Source organism: uncultured Psychroserpens sp. (assembly GCF_947492715.1).
GTDB lineage: Bacteria > Bacteroidota > Bacteroidia > Flavobacteriales > Flavobacteriaceae > Psychroserpens.
This window is the reverse complement of sequence record NZ_CANLNS010000010.1, coordinates 35,584-54,200: the sequence shown is the minus strand read 5'-3', so window position 1 is coordinate 54,200 and position 18,617 is coordinate 35,584. Positions and strand designations below refer to the sequence as shown.

18 protein-coding genes are annotated in these 18,617 nt (G+C 34.1%); 8 read left to right on the top strand and 10 right to left on the bottom strand.

From position 1 onward, the window contains the following. Positions 1 to 35 precede the first annotated feature (35 nt). Positions 36 to 260 (bottom strand): hypothetical protein, encoded by a 225-nt coding sequence (locus tag Q0787_RS18385; RefSeq protein ID WP_298904638.1) that lies wholly within the window; start codon positions 258 to 260, stop codon positions 36 to 38. 196 nt (positions 261 to 456) lie between these two features. Then, positions 457 to 1,113 (bottom strand): MIP/aquaporin family protein, encoded by a 657-nt coding sequence (locus tag Q0787_RS18380; RefSeq protein ID WP_298904636.1) that lies wholly within the window; start codon positions 1,111 to 1,113, stop codon positions 457 to 459. A 115-nt stretch (positions 1,114 to 1,228) separates the two neighbouring features. Between Q0787_RS18380 and Q0787_RS18375 the strand changes: the two genes are divergently transcribed. Next, positions 1,229 to 2,077 carry a DUF2911 domain-containing protein gene (locus Q0787_RS18375; RefSeq protein ID WP_298904633.1) on the top strand — a complete coding sequence of 283 codons (849 nt, stop codon included), beginning with the start codon at positions 1,229 to 1,231 and terminating at the stop codon, positions 2,075 to 2,077. 123 nt (positions 2,078 to 2,200) lie between these two features. Here the strand turns inward: Q0787_RS18375 and Q0787_RS18370 are convergent, their stop codons facing one another. The 3 genes from Q0787_RS18370 to Q0787_RS18360 form a co-directional block, all read right to left on the bottom strand. Further along, positions 2,201 to 3,961, bottom strand: a complete 1,761-nt coding sequence (locus Q0787_RS18370; protein ID WP_298904631.1) for a sodium:solute symporter — start codon at positions 3,959 to 3,961, stop codon at positions 2,201 to 2,203. Positions 3,962 to 4,058: 97 nt separating this feature from the next. Further along, positions 4,059 to 6,584, bottom strand: coding sequence for a PIG-L family deacetylase (locus tag Q0787_RS18365; protein WP_298904627.1), 2,526 nt, complete (start codon positions 6,582 to 6,584; stop codon positions 4,059 to 4,061). 94 nt (positions 6,585 to 6,678) lie between these two features. Next, entirely contained in the window at positions 6,679 to 7,233 is a 555-nt protein-coding gene (locus Q0787_RS18360) for a thioredoxin family protein (protein ID WP_298904624.1), read from the bottom strand. 36 nt (positions 7,234 to 7,269) lie between these two features. Between Q0787_RS18360 and Q0787_RS18355 the strand changes: the two genes are divergently transcribed. The 3 genes from Q0787_RS18355 to Q0787_RS18345 all read left to right on the top strand — a co-directional run bounded on the left by Q0787_RS18355 (position 7,270) and on the right by Q0787_RS18345 (position 9,548). Continuing rightward, entirely contained in the window at positions 7,270 to 7,605 is a 336-nt protein-coding gene (locus tag Q0787_RS18355; protein ID WP_298904622.1) for a tRNA-binding protein, read from the top strand. Between the two features lie 3 nt (positions 7,606 to 7,608). Next, positions 7,609 to 8,520, top strand: coding sequence for a bile acid:sodium symporter family protein (locus Q0787_RS18350; protein ID WP_298904620.1), 912 nt, complete (start codon positions 7,609 to 7,611; stop codon positions 8,518 to 8,520). A 71-nt stretch (positions 8,521 to 8,591) separates the two neighbouring features. Further along, a complete protein-coding gene (locus tag Q0787_RS18345; RefSeq protein WP_298904617.1) occupies positions 8,592 to 9,548 on the top strand; it encodes a 1-acyl-sn-glycerol-3-phosphate acyltransferase in 957 nt (318 codons plus the stop codon). On the opposite strand, the gene Q0787_RS18340 is transcribed toward Q0787_RS18345, so the two are convergent. The 3 genes from Q0787_RS18340 to Q0787_RS18330 all read right to left on the bottom strand — a co-directional run bounded on the left by Q0787_RS18340 (position 9,543) and on the right by Q0787_RS18330 (position 14,359). Further along, on the bottom strand, positions 9,543 to 12,041 hold the full coding sequence (locus Q0787_RS18340; protein WP_298904616.1) for a M14 family metallopeptidase: 2,499 nt from the start codon (positions 12,039 to 12,041) through the stop codon (positions 9,543 to 9,545). The two genes, Q0787_RS18345 and Q0787_RS18340, sit on opposite strands and share 6 nt — an antisense overlap. Before the next feature lie 87 nt (positions 12,042 to 12,128). Beyond that, the gene (locus Q0787_RS18335) at positions 12,129 to 12,533 is read right to left on the bottom strand and encodes a PUR family DNA/RNA-binding protein (RefSeq protein ID WP_298904614.1); all 405 of its coding nucleotides are present in this window, start codon (positions 12,531 to 12,533) and stop codon (positions 12,129 to 12,131) included. A 71-nt stretch (positions 12,534 to 12,604) separates the two neighbouring features. After that, the gene (locus tag Q0787_RS18330) at positions 12,605 to 14,359 is read right to left on the bottom strand and encodes an ABC transporter ATP-binding protein (RefSeq protein WP_298904613.1); all 1,755 of its coding nucleotides are present in this window, start codon (positions 14,357 to 14,359) and stop codon (positions 12,605 to 12,607) included. A gap of 131 nt (positions 14,360 to 14,490) precedes the next feature. Between Q0787_RS18330 and Q0787_RS18325 the strand changes: the two genes are divergently transcribed. The 4 genes from Q0787_RS18325 to yajC all read left to right on the top strand — a co-directional run bounded on the left by Q0787_RS18325 (position 14,491) and on the right by yajC (position 17,563). Then, a complete protein-coding gene (locus tag Q0787_RS18325) occupies positions 14,491 to 15,594 on the top strand; it encodes a Glu/Leu/Phe/Val dehydrogenase (RefSeq protein WP_298904609.1) in 1,104 nt (367 codons plus the stop codon). A gap of 137 nt (positions 15,595 to 15,731) precedes the next feature. Continuing rightward, positions 15,732 to 16,643 carry a transcription antitermination factor NusB gene (gene nusB / locus Q0787_RS18320; protein ID WP_298904606.1) on the top strand — a complete coding sequence of 304 codons (912 nt, stop codon included), beginning with the start codon at positions 15,732 to 15,734 and terminating at the stop codon, positions 16,641 to 16,643. 125 nt (positions 16,644 to 16,768) lie between these two features. Continuing rightward, complete coding sequence (locus Q0787_RS18315) at positions 16,769 to 17,269, top strand: DUF1573 domain-containing protein (RefSeq protein ID WP_298904605.1); 501 nt, start codon at positions 16,769 to 16,771, stop codon at positions 17,267 to 17,269. Positions 17,270 to 17,272: 3 nt separating this feature from the next. Further along, positions 17,273 to 17,563, top strand: a complete 291-nt coding sequence (gene yajC, locus Q0787_RS18310; RefSeq protein WP_298904602.1) for a preprotein translocase subunit YajC — start codon at positions 17,273 to 17,275, stop codon at positions 17,561 to 17,563. 62 nt (positions 17,564 to 17,625) lie between these two features. On the opposite strand, the gene Q0787_RS18305 is transcribed toward yajC, so the two are convergent. Further along, positions 17,626 to 18,225: a DUF1801 domain-containing protein gene (locus Q0787_RS18305; protein ID WP_298904599.1), complete on the bottom strand. Its 600-nt coding sequence runs from the start codon at positions 18,223 to 18,225 to the stop codon at positions 17,626 to 17,628. Positions 18,226 to 18,230: 5 nt separating this feature from the next. Further along, positions 18,231 to 18,599, bottom strand: coding sequence for a hypothetical protein (locus Q0787_RS18300; RefSeq protein WP_298904596.1), 369 nt, complete (start codon positions 18,597 to 18,599; stop codon positions 18,231 to 18,233). Between the last annotated feature and the right edge of the window lie 18 nt (positions 18,600 to 18,617).

Below are 18,617 nucleotides of genomic sequence, written 5' to 3'. Positions count from 1 at the left end.
CGATATCTAATACGCTCCATACTATTTACTTTGAATTAGGCAGTTAATGGTGCACCTTTAAGACGCTTTTCAACTTTCCTTTTTATCACAGTAAGACGTTTCATGATTTCCATGATATTTTGGTCTTTTTTCTGCTTGTAAATTTGATTTAAATCTAAAATTAACGCTTTAGCCTCTCGGGAAATTTTTACACGATCACTCGTTGATAACGAACGCATCTTTCTTTGTTCAAACTCTAAAGCTTTATTTATTATATCCATAGTGTTTATCGTTTAAATTAGTAATAAACTAGTCGCTTTTATTTGCAAAAACTTTCATGATTATTATAAGTAAATATACAAAACGTTTAATTTTTATTTAATATGTTTAAACAAAAAATTAACATACCACTATAGATTTTAACTATGGAAGTGTTAATCTAGTCAAAATTTAAGACGGAAAAGTGTTATTTTTGAGCTAACAACAATTATCATCTTTAACGAGAGAACAGCTGGCAACCGCAAGAAAAGCTCCCACAAAAGGTGCAGTGAGGTATAGCCATAAATGCTGAAGGTTTCCAGAAACTAGGGCAGGAGCTAAAGACCTAATTGGGTTCATTGAGGCTTTAGTCATTGGACCTGCAAACATGGCTTCTAACAAAATGACACCACCAACGGCTATAGCTGCCATTGTACCAATTTCTTTACTACCTGTAGACACATTAATAATAACAACCATTAAAAAGAATGTGAGCAGCAGTTCTAGAACAAAAGCCTTGTAAGGTTCAAAGTTTTCTGCGGGAATTGTGCTGCCTAGAGTATTACTTTCTGGAAATAAAAACCAAAGCACAAAGCAAGCCAAAAAAGCGCCTATTGCTTGAGCTAAAATATATTTTGGAACCTCGTTCCATGGAAATTTTTTTGCATAGGCGAAGCCGAAAGTCACAGCCGGATTAAAATGCGCTCCAGATATTTCTCCGAAAGCATAAATCATACTCATTACTATGAGGCCCCAAGTTATGGCTACACCAACATGAGAGATACTACCGTTGGTGATTTCATTAATAGTCATGGCACCACATCCACAAAATATCATGGCGAATGTTCCTATAATTTCTGCGTAATATTTTTTCATTCTAAAGGTTTGCTAGGTACAAGCCTGTTTAATTTAAGGTTTTCTTAACAAACAAAGGCTTAGCTTGTTTGTAAATTTACGTGAATTTTAAAACTAATCATAAATACTAATACAAATGAAAAAATTATTACTAGTGTTTGCAGTGTTTGCTATGTCTTTCGCTACTTATGCACAAATTGAAACACCACAGCCAAGTCCATCTTCTAAGCTGGAACAAAAGGTTGGATTAACCGATATTACTATCGAATATTCTCGTCCTAGTGTGAAAGGAAGAACAATATTTGGTGATTTGGAGCCTTATGGAGGTATGTGGAGAACTGGAGCTAATAAGAATACAGTAATCACATTTAGTGATGATGTTACTATTGCTGGTCAAGAGGTAAAAGCTGGTTCTTATGCAATTTTCACAAAACTTAATTCTGCAAAGCAATGGGATGTTATATTTTATAACGATACCAATAATTGGGGAACACCTAGAAATTGGGATGATAGTAAAGTTGTAGCCACTGCAAAAGTAGATGTTCATGCTGTTCCTTTTAACGTAGAAACAATGACTATGGATATTAATAATATTTCGGCTACAGGTGGAACTATTGATATTATCTGGGAGAAGTCTTATGTAGGTATTCCTTTTACTGTACCAACAGATAAAACAGTTTCTGCTGCAATAGATAAAGTAATGGCTGGACCAAGTGCTAATGATTACTATGCATCTGCAGTATACTATTTAAATGCAGGGAAAGATGCTAATAAGGCTAAAAAATGGATAGATAAAGCGATGTCTATGATTGAAAAGCCAGGGTTCTGGCAAGTAAGACAGCAATCTTTAATTTATGCTGCTGCTGGTGATAAAAACGGCGCTATTAAATTGGCTAAAGAGTCTATGGCTGCTGCTAAAGAAGCTGGTAACCAAAACTATGTTAAGCAAAATATGGAATCTCTAAAAGAATGGGGAGCTATGTAATTTAACATATTTACAATAAAAAAAAGACCTTTTGAACATGTCAAAAGGTCTTTTTTTATGCATTTAAATGAGGGTAATTTGAACTAAAATTTGTCAAGTTATTTAGTACAACCTTATCATGCTTTAGGAATTGTTTACAATGATATATCCAAAGTACATCAATATAGACATCAATCCCGTAAGTATCATTTTATTGTTTTTCGAAATTTTATTAAAATCAATTATCATGGCGATGATAATAACTAAGAAGCAACCAACAAAATTAAGCCAAAGGAATGGCAGATTTATTTGACCATATTCGTCTAATAAAAACAAACCAATAACTAAGACCTGTGTAATAAGAGCAGCTGTAAAAACAGCATTGGCTTTTACAAACTTGAAAAAGAAGGCTAAAAGGAATATTCCTAGCACATTTCCGTAGAAAATAGAACCAATAATATTAACGAGTTGAATTAAATTCTCGGCAAGATTGGCAACACAAGCCACTCCTATTGCTAAAATTCCCCATCCTAAAGTAAACCATCTTGATGCTTGCACCATTTCGGTCTCAGATTTTTCTCCAGTATTTCGTTTGTACAAATCCATAGTAGTTGTACTAGCCAGTGCATTTAATTCACTTGAAGTACTCGACATGGCTGCACTCAAAATTACCGCCAGTAACAAGCCTATGAGTCCGCGAGGAAGGTTGTTTAATATAAAGTGAATGAATACATAATCTTTATCGTTACTCTCTACTTTTACATTTTGAGATTCGCCAGCTTTAACGATTAAAGTTCTGGCATGAGCTCTTAACGTATCACTTTGGGCGTTGTAGTTTGCTATGACATCTGGATCAACTTTGCCATCAGAACTTGAAAACTCTTCAATAGCATATTTCTTCATATCAAAAACCTCTTGCTGTTGCTTTTGAATAGACTTATATTCTTCTGCAAATTCTGAGTTTAAAACCACTTCGGTTGCGGCTGGATTGAAATTTACAGGAGCCTTATTAAATTGGTAAAACACAAATACCATTACACCTACTAATAGGATAAAGAACTGCATTGGCACTTTTAACAAGCCATTAAACATCATTCCAATTTGCATCTCTTTAAGAGACTTTCCTGAGAGGTAACGTTGTACCTGACTTTGATCTGTACCGAAATAGGATAACATTAAAAATGTACCACCAATGAGCCCACTCCAAACGGTATAACGATTATTTAGATTAAAAGAAAAATCTAAAACTTCCATTTTACCGCTGGCGCCAGCAATATCTAGCGCTTTCGAGAAAGTAATGTTTTCTGGTAGCTGGCTAATGATTAAAACAAAAGCAATGATCATTCCTGTAAAAATCACAATCATTTGATGCTTTTGCGTCACATTTACGGCTTTGGTTCCACCAGAAACAGTATAAATAATAACTAACACTCCAATAATAACATTAAGTAGGAGTAGGTTCCATCCTAGTACTGCCGATAAGATAATAGCAGGTGCAAAAATGGTAATACCTGCAGCCAAACCACGTTGTATTAAGAATAGTATTGCTGTAAGTGTTCTTGTTTTTAAGTCAAATCTACTTTCAAGAAACTCATAGGCTGTATAGACTTTAAGTCGATGATAAAGCGGGATAAATACCATGCAAATCACAACCATAGCAATAGGCAACCCGAAATAAAACTGTACGAATCCCATGCCATCATTAAAGGCTTGTCCTGGTGTTGACAAGAATGTAATAGCACTGGCCTGTGTTGCCATTACCGATAATCCTATAGTCCACCACTTTGATGTATTACCACCTTTTAAATAGTCCTGAACATTTTTACTCCCACGTGATTGATAGGTTCCGTAAGCAACGATGAGCAGCAATGTACTAATGAGTACGATCCAATCTAATGTTTGCATTTTTAAAAGGCTTTAGTGATGAAGTAAAATGCGATGATGTAGATAATATTGGCACAGAGTACAAGCGTGTACATCTTATTCCATTTGTATTTTTCCATTAGTTTTTAATTTGATTAGTTTGATTGATATCATTTTTACCTAAAGACAACATATTTGCAAATAGTCGGTATGCTCCTGAAACTCCTGCCGGAAATTCTCTAAAAAAGCTAAGTCCTGTATATATGTAATGTCCTTTACCATGATTAGCTACTAATAAACTTCCAGTTTTTGGACTTTCGCCATTGTCATTCATAGATAGGATAGACGTAAACTCTGGAGCCCATTCGTTTGGAAAGTATAAGCCACGTTCCTGCGTCCAGCCTTCAAAGTCATTCTTTGTAATTTTATTCGGAAAGTTTAATACTTCATGGTTTGTTGCTAGCAATCTAACATCGGCGTTCTCGTCTGTTACTCTATCTCTTGATAATTTTAGATCATAAGGAGCAATTTGATCTACTTTAACACGATGACTCGTATTGTATTGAACAATCATATTTCCGCCTTGAGCGACATAATCGAATAATAACTGCTGTTTGAATTTTAAATCCTCAACAGTATTATACGCTCTAATGCCAACAACAATAGCATCAAAACGCTTTAAGTTTTCTGATGTAATATCTTCTGGTTTTAATACAGCAACGTTATAACCAATTTGTCTTAGACTTTCTGGTACTACATCTCCTGCACCTTCAATATAACCTATGCTTTCGCCACGTTTTTTAATATCTAATCTCACAATCTTACTTTCGCTAGGCAACAGCACTGTTTGAAGTGGGATATGATCATAATCGATTTCAATGAGTTCTTTAGTGTATATATTACTTCCCACATGAACCATTGGTGTAAATAAACCTTCACTTTGCTCTTTTGGTGGAATTACGGTAAATATGAGACGTTGTTCTTGACCTTTATCGCTTATGTTTATTTTTTGTTTATCTGGATACACGCTCCAGTTGTTTGGATGCGCTAACTGTACATAACCTTCTAAGCTATCACGTCCAGCCTTAACAATAACTTCAATATCACGTTGTGTGTCTGAGTCTAGGATAATCACTTTTTCTGATATTTTTGCTGATGCTTCAGGGATAATTTCGAAAGGCTTATAGACTTCTCCTTTTACAGGGTCATTGGTTTTATAAACAATGGGTTTTGTAAATGAAATAGGAATATTGGCAATACTCAAATTGAATTTGATGTTTAATGCCCTTGGCGTTTCGGGTTCTCCAATAAGGTTTTTATCATCTACACTATACATACCAAGACTACCTTTTTTTGTTAGCCAATACGGTGTTGATACTTTTTCATTTTTATTGATCTCTAAAGTCTCTCTGAAATTAAAGCGGGCATTATTCTCTAAGGCTAAATTCTTCTCAATGGAGAGTCCGTTTGGGTTAATGATGTTCAATAGTGTAATATTGGCATCACTTCTATTAATAACCTCTAAATTAAGATTTACTGCAGAGCCAGCAGTAGCATGATTTGTGTTTGCTGTAGCCTCAAGGTATAGTCCAGCGCAAGCGGCTATAATGTCTTTTATTTCTTTGGTTTTAAGCGTTTTCCAATGAGAATCCTTTAAGTTTTGAATGGCATTATATCCTCTTACAAGTTCGGGAATCGAAGCCGAAGGGTTTTTAAAATCAAAATTGTTTTGCACAGCATAAAGGATATCTCCAATCGCATTTCCGCCTTCAATTCTATTCCATGAGGTGTCTATGCCTTCAAAAACATTAGTTTTATCAGAAGGTAAATCTCCCTTAATTAATTCTATATATTCTATTTGAGAGCCACGTCTTCCTGTACTTCCAAAACCTTGTGATTTGTGTTGACTTCTACTTAGCGCGGCAATTTCAGGATTACTTAATCCGTTACTAGGAAAGTAAACGCCTGTGTCTATTTGTAATAAATCACTTTTGTCTGCTTTTTCAAAGTTTTCACGACTTCCATAGAACCACCATCCTGTATTAAAAAATAGACGCTTAGGTTGCCATACATCAACCATCGATAATTGATTAGGATAAGCATTTTTATTTCCAACCAAATCAAAGGCTTCAATACTCAACATTGCAGAACTGGTATGATGACCATGTGTTGTTCCTGGATTTCTGTGATTAAAACGATTGATAATTACATCTGGTTTGAATTGTCTGATAGCTAAAACCACATCACTTAACACCTGTTCTTTATTCCAAATGGCTAAAGTTTCATCAGGATGTTTTGAGTAGCCAAAATCGTTAGCTCTAGTGAATCGCTGTTCTCCTCCATCTGTACGTCTTGCTGCCAATAATTCTTGTGTTCTAATGACACCTAAAAGTTCTCTAATTTCTGGACCAATTAGGTTTTGCCCACCATCTCCACGTGTTAATGATAGGTAAGCAGTTCTAGCTTTAACTTCATTAGACATATAAGAAATGAGGCGTGTATTTTCATCATCAGGATGTGCAGCAACATAGAGAACCGACCCTAAAAAGTTTAACTTTTTTATAGATTCATGAATATCTGAAGCTGTTGGTTTTTTAGGTTGTTGCGCTATAATTAGCGATGTAGAAAAGAGCAGTAAAAAGAGTAAACGTAGTCTTGTTTTCATTATAAAATAGTTAGCTAAAACCAAATATAATGAAGTCTACTAGCGCAAGAGTTGTTTTTAGTTTTTCTTTAACGTAACATTAGGAAAACCTTATCTATTTCCATTTAATATTACAACCAATGCTTGGTTTTTGTACTTCAGAAATGGGATTGTTTTTAAGAAGATTATCGAGTGTTTCTCTTATGTTTTTTCCGGTAACAGGTTTCCCGTTTCCAGGTCTCGAATCATCAAGTTGTCCTCGATACACAAGGTTAAGGTGTTTGTCAAATACATAGAAATCAGGAGTGCAAGCGGCATCATAAGCTCTTGCAACCTCTTGTGTTTCATCATATAAATACGGGAATATGAAATCGTTTGTTATGGCGTTTTCTTTCATGAGATGCGGAGCGTCGTCAGGATAATTGACAACATCATTACTAGAAATAGCAATAGTATTGATTCCTTTAGAACTATAATCTTTAGCTAATTTTGATAGTTCATCATTTACATGTTTTACAAACGGACAATGGTTACAAATAAACATGATAATGGTACCTTCTACTCCTCGTGCATTTTCTAGTGATACTAAACTATTATCTACCGTGTTTATTAATTCAAAATTTGGAGCTTTCGTTCCAAGAGGCAACATGTTTGAAGGAGTCAAAGCCATAATGTAAATGTTAAGATTAATTTGTATGTTTAAGGAATGGATAATATAATAACTTTCGAAGACTTTACAAAGGTTGATTTGCGCGTTGGAACTATTATTGAGGTGCATGATTTTCCTGAAGCTAGAAACCCAGCATACCAGCTTACCATTGATTTTGGTGATCTGGGAATTAAGAAATCTTCTGCTCAAATTACGACACTTTACAAAAAAGACGATTTGATGCAACGTCAAGTAGTTGCTGTTGTCAATTTTCCAAAAAAGCAAATAGCAAAGTTTATGAGTGAATGCCTAATTCTTGGTGCAGTTGATGGTAAAGACGTGATACTTTTAAATCCGCAACAACGCGTTAAAAATGGCTCAACAGTAGCATAATAGATGGAGCAGTTAGACCATGTAAAAATTAACTTTGATAGTAATGGCCTTTGGGTATTAAATATCGCTTTGGCTGTTGTAATGTTTGGTGTTGCGTTAGGGATTTCTATAAACGACTTTAAATCATTGCTAAGGCAGCCCAAGCCCGTATTGGTTGGAGTACTATCACAATTTGTGCTTTTGCCATTACTTACGTTCTTGATTATAGTCGTCCTTAAGCCACAACCAAGCATTGCATTAGGCATGATGATGGTGGCGGCTTGTCCAGGCGGGAATATATCTAATTTCATGACACATTTGGCCAATGGAAATACAGCTTTGTCGGTAAGTTTAACAGCTTTTGGAACCTTATTGGCAATTTTAGTAACGCCCTTAAACTTTCAACTATATGGGAATTTATATGAGCCAACTAGACATCTTTTAAAAAGTGTAGAACTGCAACCCTTTGAACTTGTAAAACTGGTATTACTTATTTTAGGCGTTCCTCTATTAATAGGTATGTATGTGAGGTATAAAAATGAACGTATTGCAAGCAAGATTTCAAAGGTTTTAAAACCCTTATCTATTGTGGTATTTGTGGCGATCGTAATTATTGCGTTCTCTAAAAATATGGATGTGTTTAATAACTATATTCATTATGTTCTGCTTATTGGAATAGGTCATAATTTTCTGGCCATATTATTAGGTTTCTCTGTGGCTAAGACCTTTAGGTTGTCTTTTAAGAATCAAAAAACTCTGGCTATTGAAACCGGTATTCAAAATTCTGGATTAGGCTTACTTCTTATTTTTACATTTTTTAGTGGGTTAGGAGGCATGGCAATTATGGCGGCATTTTGGGGCATTTGGCATATCATTTCAGGCTTGATGATTTCGGTTTTATGGAGTTGTAAATCGCCTAAAGTTGTAGACGTTTGAGACAAATATGGTTACATAGCATGAGGGCTTATTTACGCCTAGGTCTGTTTTTTTATTTTAAAAAGATAGAGGTGAAACATGCCAATCGAATTCCGAAAAGTGGAGCTGTTTTATTTCTTGGAAACCACCAAAACGCCTTACTTGATGCGTTATTAATTGCAACAAAAAATGGTAGGTTTTCCTATTTTTTAACAAGAGCGAGTGTTTTTAGTAAACCGTTAATAAGTAAGGTTCTTAAAAGTTTATTAATGCTTCCCGTATACCGCATTAGAGATGGTTGGTCAAATTTAACCAAGAATAATAGGGTCTTTTCGAAGAGTTCAAAACTGCTTAGTGAAGGGCATGCGATTACCATTTTTCCAGAAGGTAGTCATAATCTACGTAGAACAGTACGTCCATTGAGTAAAGGGTTTACCAGAATTATTTTTGAAACATTAGAAGCGTATCCTGATACAATAATTCATTTAGTTCCTGTTGGATTGAACTTTAAAAACGCTACCAAATTTGGAGATTCTACTTTAATTAACTTCGGAAATGTGATGTCTATAGATACGTGTTCTATTGAAGATAAAAGCGCGCGCGTTTTAGAGCTTAAATCGAAAGTATTCGATCAACTATGTAAATTAACAACACATATTGAAACCGAAAACTATGAACAAACTTTAGAAGCACTAGAGGCTATGAATGTTGATTTTTTGAAACCAGAACGCGTAAATTCTTGTATTGCTAATAATTTTAGCTCTTGTGAGAAAGGACAATTAAAAAAGGACAGCCCGTTAAAAGTGCTGTCCAAGTTTTTGCTAATACTATGTTTGTTTCTACCTTATTTTATATGGAAAAAAGTGGCGCAACCAAAAATTAAAGAAATAGAATTTACAGCAACGTTTAGATTTGCCATAGCTATAACATTAGTGCCTATTTTTATAATAGTCATAATGCTAATACTCACATTGTTAATGCAGTTTCAAATTGCATTACTCTATTTAATAATTGTCCTTGCCTTAGCGCTAATTTCGATCAAACTATAGTTCTTCTCTGAAGAATATGGCATTCATCAAAAGTTTGTTAGTACCATACCAAAACGCTCTAAAGTTGGTGTTATCCGTAAATACCACAACGTTTCCGTTACCTAATCGTTTTACTTTAAAAGGCACAGTTAGTGATAGACTATCTAAATTCGGTTTTGATATATAACCACCTAGCAACGGGTTTTTAGTATATCGTATTGGATTATTATAGCTTTGCTTATCAGCTTTCATAAACATGGTATTGTTTCTAAATAAAGCAATTTTATCATTTTTATAACCAAAATTTATAGGGTGAGAGCGGTCTTGTTCAGCTTCAAAAATTGCTCCACCAACAACTTGAGCGCCATTATAGTTTCCACGTTGTTCAAAAGAAATATCTGTGGCTTGTCGTTCCATCTTTTTAAAATCCAGTTTGATAAATTCGTTTCTCTTGAGCCAATTTAGGGCACTTCTATAGCCAATTAGTGTTCCACCGTTTTGAACCCATTCTTTAAGTTTTTTTGTAGCATCAATAGAACCGCTAGGTAAAATGATGGTATTGTACCTACTTAAGTTTACACGATTTAATGATCTCGTATCTAGTTTAGTTAGTCGCATGTCATAACGTTGATCGAATAAATGCCATATTTCACCAGCATCATAGCTTCTAATACCATCACCAACTATAATCGCAACTTTGGGCTGAGTTAATGCTCTAAATTGATTGCTTCCTAAATCGATGCCTTCAGTTAGTCCTGTACTCACTGCATCTATATGGATGTGGCTGTCTTTAGCAACACGCTGTAAAAAAGCGTAGAGATCATCTATAGATTTATTTTGGTTTTGAACAGGAATTAAAATTGTTCCATAGTCATATGTTTTTCCATTCATTGAAAATTGTTTCATGCCTACTTTAGCACGTAGTCCACTTTCCAAAATTTTGTTGAGAGCTTTAGGCGCATAATATTCATGCCATTCCATGAGATATGCATAATTACTTTTCCCAGATACAGAGCCTTCATTTCGGTTAAGAATGTCAATTCTTGCACCTGCGTTTGAGGTAGAAATATCTTCAGAATAATCTAATCCAAAAGCCAGAGGAAATGTCCATGCAGAGACATCATAAAATAAACTATCCTGAAATTTAGTGCGCGTTTCAAACATGGCATTAATTAAACGCGTGTTTTTTTGATTTTTAGGAACTATATAGGCGTATCCCTTCTTAAAGTGTTTTCCGTTACTGTCAAAGTCTGCTTTGAGGTCATGAAACTCGATGTGGTGTCTCTTCAATATTTCAGCTAAATGATAGGTTTTAGCCCCATCTTTCTCATCACCAAATACAATGCCTTTACCATTCTCCTTAGATGCTTCATTTCTGGCATTTTTGTAGAAATCGTGCTGATATTGAAGGATTTTACGTCTCATATTCTTTCCAGCTTCGAGTGTTGATAAAGCTGCAGTGAATTGATTTTTAATGGTAAATGGGAAGGTTAAAATTCCATTGTCACTTTCCTGAATATGACCACGAGAGCTGGCTTGTTCGAATAAAATTCCGATACTTCCGTTAATATCAGGAAATGTTGATCCTTTTCCGTAGTAAAAATCATCAAAACTTTCTTCTGTATAATACAGAGACCCTATCTTATCAAAAGCCTTTGCATGAAAATTACCAATACTTTTCGTTAATTCTTGGTTTAATTTTGGAGTTAAAGGGTGCGTTCGAGATGGTATTCCCGGCTGAAAAAAGAAACTAGCATTTGTACCCATCTCATGATGATCAGTCAATATATTTGGTAACCATTTATGGAAGCTTGCAATACGTGCTTGAGATTCTGGCAGTTGAACAGGAAGCCAATCTCGGTTCATATCAAACCAATAATGATTTGTTCTTCCACCTGGCCAAACTTCTCTATATTCTCTGTCGTTAGGATCTGGATTCAGATTTTTACTTTTATTAGTGTTTGCCCAATAGGCGAAACGCTGTAAGCCGTCTGGGTTCAATGATGGATCAAATAAAATAACAGTATTGTCTAGTAAGTCTTTCACATCTTTGCTTTCGGCTGCCGCCAAATAATAAGCAACCAGCATAGAGGCATTTGAACCACTAGCTTCATTACCATGAATTGAAAAACCTTGATACACAACAATAGGCATGTTACTTGTGTCTACAGAATTACTTTCGGTAGCAGTTATATGCTCGCGTCTTATGACGTCTAAATTATTTTGATTTGATGGCGATGTAATCGTGAGAAGGAGCAGAGGTCGTCCTTCAAAAGTAGTGCCTCGATTTTCAATACTAACTCTATCTGAGGCTGCTGCTAACTTTTGCATATACTGAACTAACTTGTCATGAGTAATATGCCATTCTCCAACCTGATGACCAATCACAGATTCTGGAGTTGGAATCGCTTGGTTATAGCTTGTGTTTTGTGGAAGGTAATATGATAAATCGGGTTTCGATTGTGCATTAAGTTGAAAACAGCTTAATACAATTAGCAGAATAGTTAGTCTCATATTTAGGTGTTGATTAGATAGACCATAAAAATAAAAAAACCACTACTGATAAAGTAGTGGTTTAGTATAATTTAACAAAAGAGGCTCTTATATGTCCTCAAAATTGATGTCTGTAAACTTTTCGGCAGAATCCGAATCTGTTGAAGACTCATTACTTTCTATTGCATCATTGTTAGATGACGAATAGTCTTCTTTTTTAAAATCTTTTTGATGGCGTTCACTAATCACTTCGTCTCCCTTCTCAGCGATTATGTAATCGGTCATTTCTCTCAAAATCTCATTAAACTCAGAAAAGTCTTCTTTGTACAGATAGATTTTGTGTTTTTTGTAGTGAAACGACCCGTCATCGTTAGTAAATTTTTTACTTTCTGTGATGGTAAGGTAATAATCTCCAGCTTTAGTTGCTCTAACATCAAAAAAGTAGGTTCTTCTTCCTGCTCGTAATACTTTTGAAAAAATTTCCTCTTTTTCCATCATTCCGTGATCACTCATAGCTAATTTTTTATTTTTTTGTTTGATTGTGCATCAAAAATCTAAAAAAAAAGATTAGTAAACAACAAAAATTATAATTCTTTTGTGCTGAGTTGTTTTAAGTAGAGCTCTTTGTAGTAACCATCTGTGTTTACTAACGATTCATGAGTTCCGTTTTGAATAATTTTACCATCTTCAAGAACGATAATCTTATCTGCATCTTTAGCAGAAGACACGCGATGACTCACAATTATGGTTGTTTTACCTTCAGATATTTTACGAAGACTATTAAGAATTTTTTCTTCAGTTTCTGTATCAACCGCCGACAAACAATCATCAAATAACATAATTTCAGGAGCCTTAATAATTGCTCTTGCAATTGAGATACGCTGTTTTTGCCCACCAGATAATGTAATACCACGCTCACCTAGCTTGGTTTGATAGCCTTCGGTGAAATTTAAAATATTTTTATGAACATCAGCATGTTTGGCCGCAGCAATCATTTCTTCTTTGCTAGCGTTTTCTTTTCCAAATTTGATGTTGTTTTCAATGGTGTCTGAAAATAAAAAAGCATCCTGAGGGACGTATCCTATATGATCTCTTAAACTATTTAGGTGTATTTGATCTATGGTTATACCGTCAATAGAGATTGATCCTTCTTGGACATCATATAACCTTCCAATCAAATCAAGAATAGTTGATTTTCCCGAACCGGTTTTTCCTAATATGGCGAGGGTTTCACCTTTTTTGATTGTAAAACTCACCTTATCGAGTGCCCTAATATTTGTGTCTGGAAATGTATACGTCACATTATTAAATACAATATCTCCTTTAATATGAGAGGCCATTGTGTTTTTATTTTTTATTTCAGGCTCTTGCTTTAAAAATTCATTAATACGCTTTTGAGAGGCTTCTGCTTGTTGCACCAAATTGGTTACCCAACCAACAGTTGCCACAGGCCAGGTAAGCATATTTACATAGATAAGAAATTCTGCTATAGTACCTATGTCTTTAATTTCTCCATTTATATATTGCATACCACCAACATAAGCCACCAAAATGTTACTCACACCAATAAGTAAAATCATAGATGGAAAGAATAAAGCTTGAACTTTAGTTAAATCAATTTGCTTTCGTTTACTCTCTTCGGAAAGTGTATTAAATTCGTCGTAATTACTTTTTTCGAGACCGTAAGACTTAATTACAGAAATACCACTAAATGATTCTTGTGTATATGTAGATAAATGTGATAAATATTCTTGAACAATACGACTGCGCTTATTGATAACTTTACTGAGTTTATATATAATAAACGACAAAATTGGTAATGGTAAAACGGTATATAGCGTGAGTTTTGGAGCTACACTAAGCATATAAATAAGGGCAACTATAAACAATGTAACTGTATTTATAGTATACATAATCGCTGGTCCACAATACATACGTACCTTACCAACATCTTCACTAATTCTATTCATTAAATCTCCAGTTCTGTTGGCTTTATAAAAATTTAATGACAAGTTTTGATACTGTTGATATACTTCGTTTTTTAAATCGTATTCAATATATCTCGAGACATTAATAATTGTTTGGCGCATTAAAAACGTAAACAAACCAGTTATAACAGCTGCACCAATGATATATAAAATAATAGGGGTTAATTCTGCTTTGAAAGCCTCTTGGCTAATTTCTCCTTTTGAAGTTTTGGAAATAATAGTAATGGCTTTACCCAAAAGTTGAGGGATAAAGAGCGCAAATATTTTTGCACCAATAGTAATTAATATACCTAATAGGAGTCTACTACGATACTTATAGAAGTACTTATTAATATGTTTGAGTTCTTTCATCTCTTATTTTGACCCTTGATTTTTAGGAATTTGACATTTTAACGTCTTAATTTTTGCTAATACTCCAATATTGAGTTATTTTTGCACGCTATTTTACGTATAATTTAAAATAGATTTAATCTACAATTCAAATGACATCAGACGTTATAAGTTCAAAGGAACTTTCTAAAATAGATCCAGTTTTTGGACAATTATCTTTCGATAATCACGAGCAAATTGTTTTTTGCAACGACAAAGATACTGGATTAAAAGCAATAATTGGTATACATAATACAGTTTTGGGACCTGCACTTGGAGGAACAAGAATGTGGGCTTATAATAACGAGTGGGAGGCCCTAAATGATGTATTGCGATTGTCTAGAGGGATGACATTTAAATCGGCAATAACCGGACTCAATCTAGGTGGAGGAAAAGCGGTTATTATTGGTGATGCCAAGACCCAAAAAACACCAGAATTAATGAAGAAATTTGGTGAGTTTGTACATTCATTAAGTGGCCGATATATCACAGCAGAGGATGTAGGGATGACTACAGCCGATATGGATACAGTAAGAGAAGTAACGCCTTATGTTACTGGGATTTCAGAAAGTAAAGGAGGAGCAGGAAACCCGTCTCCAATTACAGCCTATGGAGTTTTTATGGGAATGAAAGCTGCGGCCAAATTTAAATATGGAAGTGAAATTCTAGAAGATAAGTCTGTATTTGTTCAAGGTATAGGACACGTAGGAGAGTCTCTGGTAGAACATTTAACAAATGAAGGCGCTAAAGTAACAATAGCAGATATTAATGAAGAACGTTTAGAAGAAGTACGTTCAAAATATGATGTTACCATTTACAGAGGAGATGATATTTATAGTGAAGCTATGGATATTTATGCACCTTGTGCATTGGGAGCAACAATTAATGATAGTACTATTAATAAATTACAAGCCGATATTATCGCTGGAGCAGCCAATAATCAATTAGCAGATGAGTCAAAACATGGAATATTACTCCAAGAAAGAGGAATTTTATATGCACCAGACTTTTTGATTAATGCAGGAGGAATCATTAATGTTTATGCCGAGTTAGAAAACTACGGAAAACAAGAAATTATACGTAAAACTGAAAATATCTATAATACGACTTTAGAAATTTTTGAAGGTGCTAGACAAAATAATGTGACAACAAATGTATCAGCATTAACTATAGCGAAAGAACGTATAGCTACAAGAAAAAAAGAACAAAGAAAATAGTTTAAATCCCTGTTTAAATATTTCTCTAAATTTAAAATAATAGTATTTTTGCAAAGCGAAAGATATATTTCTTTCGCTTTGTTAATTTTTAGCTCTTTGGAACCATGTTAAATAGACGACACATTCGTATTAAAGTTATGCAAACACTTTACGCTTCAAAAGGTAGCGAAAGTGATAACATCAAATCCAATGAAAAATTTCTTCTGAAAAGTCTAGATAGCATGTATGATCTGTTTTTAGCTCAGCTATCATTACTTATTGAAGTTCATAAAAAATCGAAAGATCGATTAGAGAAAACACAACAAAAGTTACTCGCTACTCACGAAGAGAAAAATCCTAATGCCAAATTTGTTAACAATGAAGTGTTGGCTATTTTAGGAGCCAATGAGATCTTAAATGAACGTATTGAAAATCAAAAGGAAAATCCATGGTATTTAGATTTTGAATATATAGATGTCATCTTTAAAACTATTTTAGATAGTGATTTATATAAAGATTATATGTCTACCAAAACGTCTACATTTAATGAGGACAAGAATTTCATTATAGACATGTTTACAGAAATAGTTGCTCCAAACGACAAGTTATATGACTATTTTGAAGATAAACGTATTACTTGGCTCGATGATCTCCCTGTGGTCAACACAGCGATTTTAAAGTTACTTAAGAAAGTAAAGAGGTCTTCAGAAGGAAAATTCTTTTCCCCTAAATTATTCAAGGATTTAGAAGATCGCGATTTTGGACTAGAATTGTTAAAGAAAACGACTTTAAACCAGTCTGGTTTTAATGATGAAATCGCTACAAAAACGAAGAATTGGGATGCTGAGCGTATCACTCAAATAGATACAGTATTAATGCAAATGGCCATTTGTGAATTTCAAAAGTTCCCGTCTATACCTGTAAAAGTAACTATTAATGAGTATTTGGAAATAGCTAAAGAATATTCAACACCAAAGAGTAGTAACTTTATTAATGGAATTTTAGATAAAATTATTAAAGAGTATACATTAGAAGGAAAACTTAACAAAGTTGGGCGAGGTCTACTCTAACTTTCTAGGTTTTATAGGCAATAGACTGTTAATGTTTTGTTTGAAAATGCACTAAAAATTTTAATTAGATGAAATAATTAGTACATTTGGCTTCTCGAATCAACAATAATTTAAAAATCATAGCAATGAAAAAAACAATTTTAGCGTTAAGCGCATTATGTTTAGTAGCGTTCACATCTTGTAAAGAAGATGCAACAGCAAAGATTAATTCTGATAATGTAGCTGCTGCTGCCGAAAGAGATGCAAGCTCTCAAGATTATCCAGTAATTTCTTTTGATGAAACTGAACATGACTTTGGTACAATAGTTAATGGTACTGCAGTTGAAACGAAATTTAAATACACTAACACAGGTAAAACACCTTTAGTTGTAAGTAATATCAAAAGTACTTGTGGATGTACTGTACCATCAGATTGGAACAGAGATCCTTTAGCACCAGGTGAATCTGCTGAATTTACTGTTAAGTTTAACGGAAAAGGAACAAACCAAGTGCAAAAATCAATTACATTAACTACAAACACTGAAAAGGGTTCTGAAATAGTTAAGATTAAGGCTTTTGTTCAACCAGATCCAAACGCAGCATCTAAAAAAGCTGGTTCTGCATCAATTAAACCTGTAGGGAAATAATTTATGGGATCAATTGGAGATTTTTTACCTTTTATTTTAATGTTTGCTGTGGTGTACTTTTTTATGATTGCACCGCAAATGAAACGAGCAAAACAAGAAAAAGCGTTTGCTGCAGGATTAAAAAGAGGTGATAAGGTTGTAACAAAAAGCGGTATGCATGGTAAAGTAGTTGACCTTAACGATAAGGACAATAGCTGTGTTATCGAAACATTGGCTGGTAAAATTAAGTTTGAACGTTCTGCAATTTCAATGGAAATTAGTAGAAAACTAAACGCTCCAGCAACCACAAAATAGAATATACTATTACAACAATAAAAAAACTCCGAAAGTTACTTTCGGAGTTTTTTTATTTATTCTTAGCAGTTTTTATACTTGTCATTGAGCCCAACACCTTGAATAATCATTGGTGTTATTTTTTCTAATCGCGATTGTTTAGTCGCCTCTCTTTTAGCTTCGGCTATGTATTCGCAATATTCTCGCTGTTTTCCTGGCGTTAAGGTTTTAAAACTGGAGTCCAATTGAGAATTTCCTTTAAATGCCACCTCTAATTCCGTAGGAATAATCACGTCTTTAGCTTTGCGTACTGGCTTTATTTCTTTTCCTAAACGTTGGTTTTCAATAGACTCTTTTACATAGTTTAAAACGGCAGCTTTATTAATGTCTGCTTTAGAATCAAATCGCATTTGTCGCAACGCTTTGGTTTTATTCTCTTGAGCATTGATAAGGAGGTTATGCTCGTCTTTTAAAAAGACCCCTTGGTGAAACCATAAGCAGAAATGATTTTTAAAGGCACCAATACCCAAAACGTTTTTTCCACTAAGACAATAAGTGGGCATGCTCCATTTAACCGTTTCTTCAAGCTCTGTATCATTAATGATGTTACGAAGTATCGTAAGTTCTTCTGCAAAGTGCGGATTCTCTTCTATATACTCTTCTACCGAATGAATTTTTTTCATAGTGCTTAGCTTTTATATAATCTTTCTTCTCGAATGTCTCCAATATGATAGTAGGCAATGACCTTATCTATAAGGTTATTCTTAAAATAATACCATTCGCTAACGTCCAAACAAAAATCAGGTCCTTGTCTTGCCGTATAATGTACGCAGGCACTTTCTAATTTATATAAAGTGTCTTGCAATTCAAAAGAATACCCCAAGAATTTAGTTTCATTTTCCTTTTCCTTTTCCTTTATTAAATCAATATATGCCTTTTTCCCTTTTACTATTCCAAAAGGGCTAGTATGCTCAAAACTATCTGTAATTGGTAGGTTCATAAAATCACCAGAATTCCATTTTTCAAACCAGATGTTTACTAATTGTTCCGAATTCATACCAAAATAAAATTATTA

Bases quoted from the DNA above. Each gene is read 5' to 3' on its own strand.
- Q0787_RS18385 (WP_298904638.1), bottom strand. From the start codon at position 260: ATGGATATAATAAATAAAGCTTTAGAGTTTGAACAAAGAAAGATGCGT.
- Q0787_RS18380 (WP_298904636.1), bottom strand. From the start codon at position 1,113: ATGAAAAAATATTACGCAGAAATTATAGGAACATTCGCCATGATATTT.
- Q0787_RS18375 (WP_298904633.1), top strand. From the start codon at position 1,229: ATGAAAAAATTATTACTAGTGTTTGCAGTGTTTGCTATGTCTTTCGCT.
- Q0787_RS18370 (WP_298904631.1), bottom strand. From the start codon at position 3,961: ATGCAAACATTAGATTGGATCGTACTCATTAGTACATTGCTGCTCATC.
- Q0787_RS18365 (WP_298904627.1), bottom strand. From the start codon at position 6,584: ATGAAAACAAGACTACGTTTACTCTTTTTACTGCTCTTTTCTACATCG.
- Q0787_RS18360 (WP_298904624.1), bottom strand. From the start codon at position 7,233: ATGGCTTTGACTCCTTCAAACATGTTGCCTCTTGGAACGAAAGCTCCA.
- Q0787_RS18355 (WP_298904622.1), top strand. From the start codon at position 7,270: ATGGATAATATAATAACTTTCGAAGACTTTACAAAGGTTGATTTGCGC.
- Q0787_RS18350 (WP_298904620.1), top strand. From the start codon at position 7,609: ATGGAGCAGTTAGACCATGTAAAAATTAACTTTGATAGTAATGGCCTT.
- Q0787_RS18340 (WP_298904616.1), bottom strand. From the start codon at position 12,041: ATGAGACTAACTATTCTGCTAATTGTATTAAGCTGTTTTCAACTTAAT.
- Q0787_RS18335 (WP_298904614.1), bottom strand. From the start codon at position 12,533: ATGAGTGATCACGGAATGATGGAAAAAGAGGAAATTTTTTCAAAAGTA.
- Q0787_RS18330 (WP_298904613.1), bottom strand. From the start codon at position 14,359: ATGAAAGAACTCAAACATATTAATAAGTACTTCTATAAGTATCGTAGT.
- Q0787_RS18325 (WP_298904609.1), top strand. From the start codon at position 14,491: ATGACATCAGACGTTATAAGTTCAAAGGAACTTTCTAAAATAGATCCA.
- nusB (WP_298904606.1), top strand. From the start codon at position 15,732: ATGCAAACACTTTACGCTTCAAAAGGTAGCGAAAGTGATAACATCAAA.
- Q0787_RS18315 (WP_298904605.1), top strand. From the start codon at position 16,769: ATGAAAAAAACAATTTTAGCGTTAAGCGCATTATGTTTAGTAGCGTTC.
- yajC (WP_298904602.1), top strand. From the start codon at position 17,273: ATGGGATCAATTGGAGATTTTTTACCTTTTATTTTAATGTTTGCTGTG.
- Q0787_RS18305 (WP_298904599.1), bottom strand. From the start codon at position 18,225: ATGAAAAAAATTCATTCGGTAGAAGAGTATATAGAAGAGAATCCGCAC.
- Q0787_RS18300 (WP_298904596.1), bottom strand. From the start codon at position 18,599: ATGAATTCGGAACAATTAGTAAACATCTGGTTTGAAAAATGGAATTCT.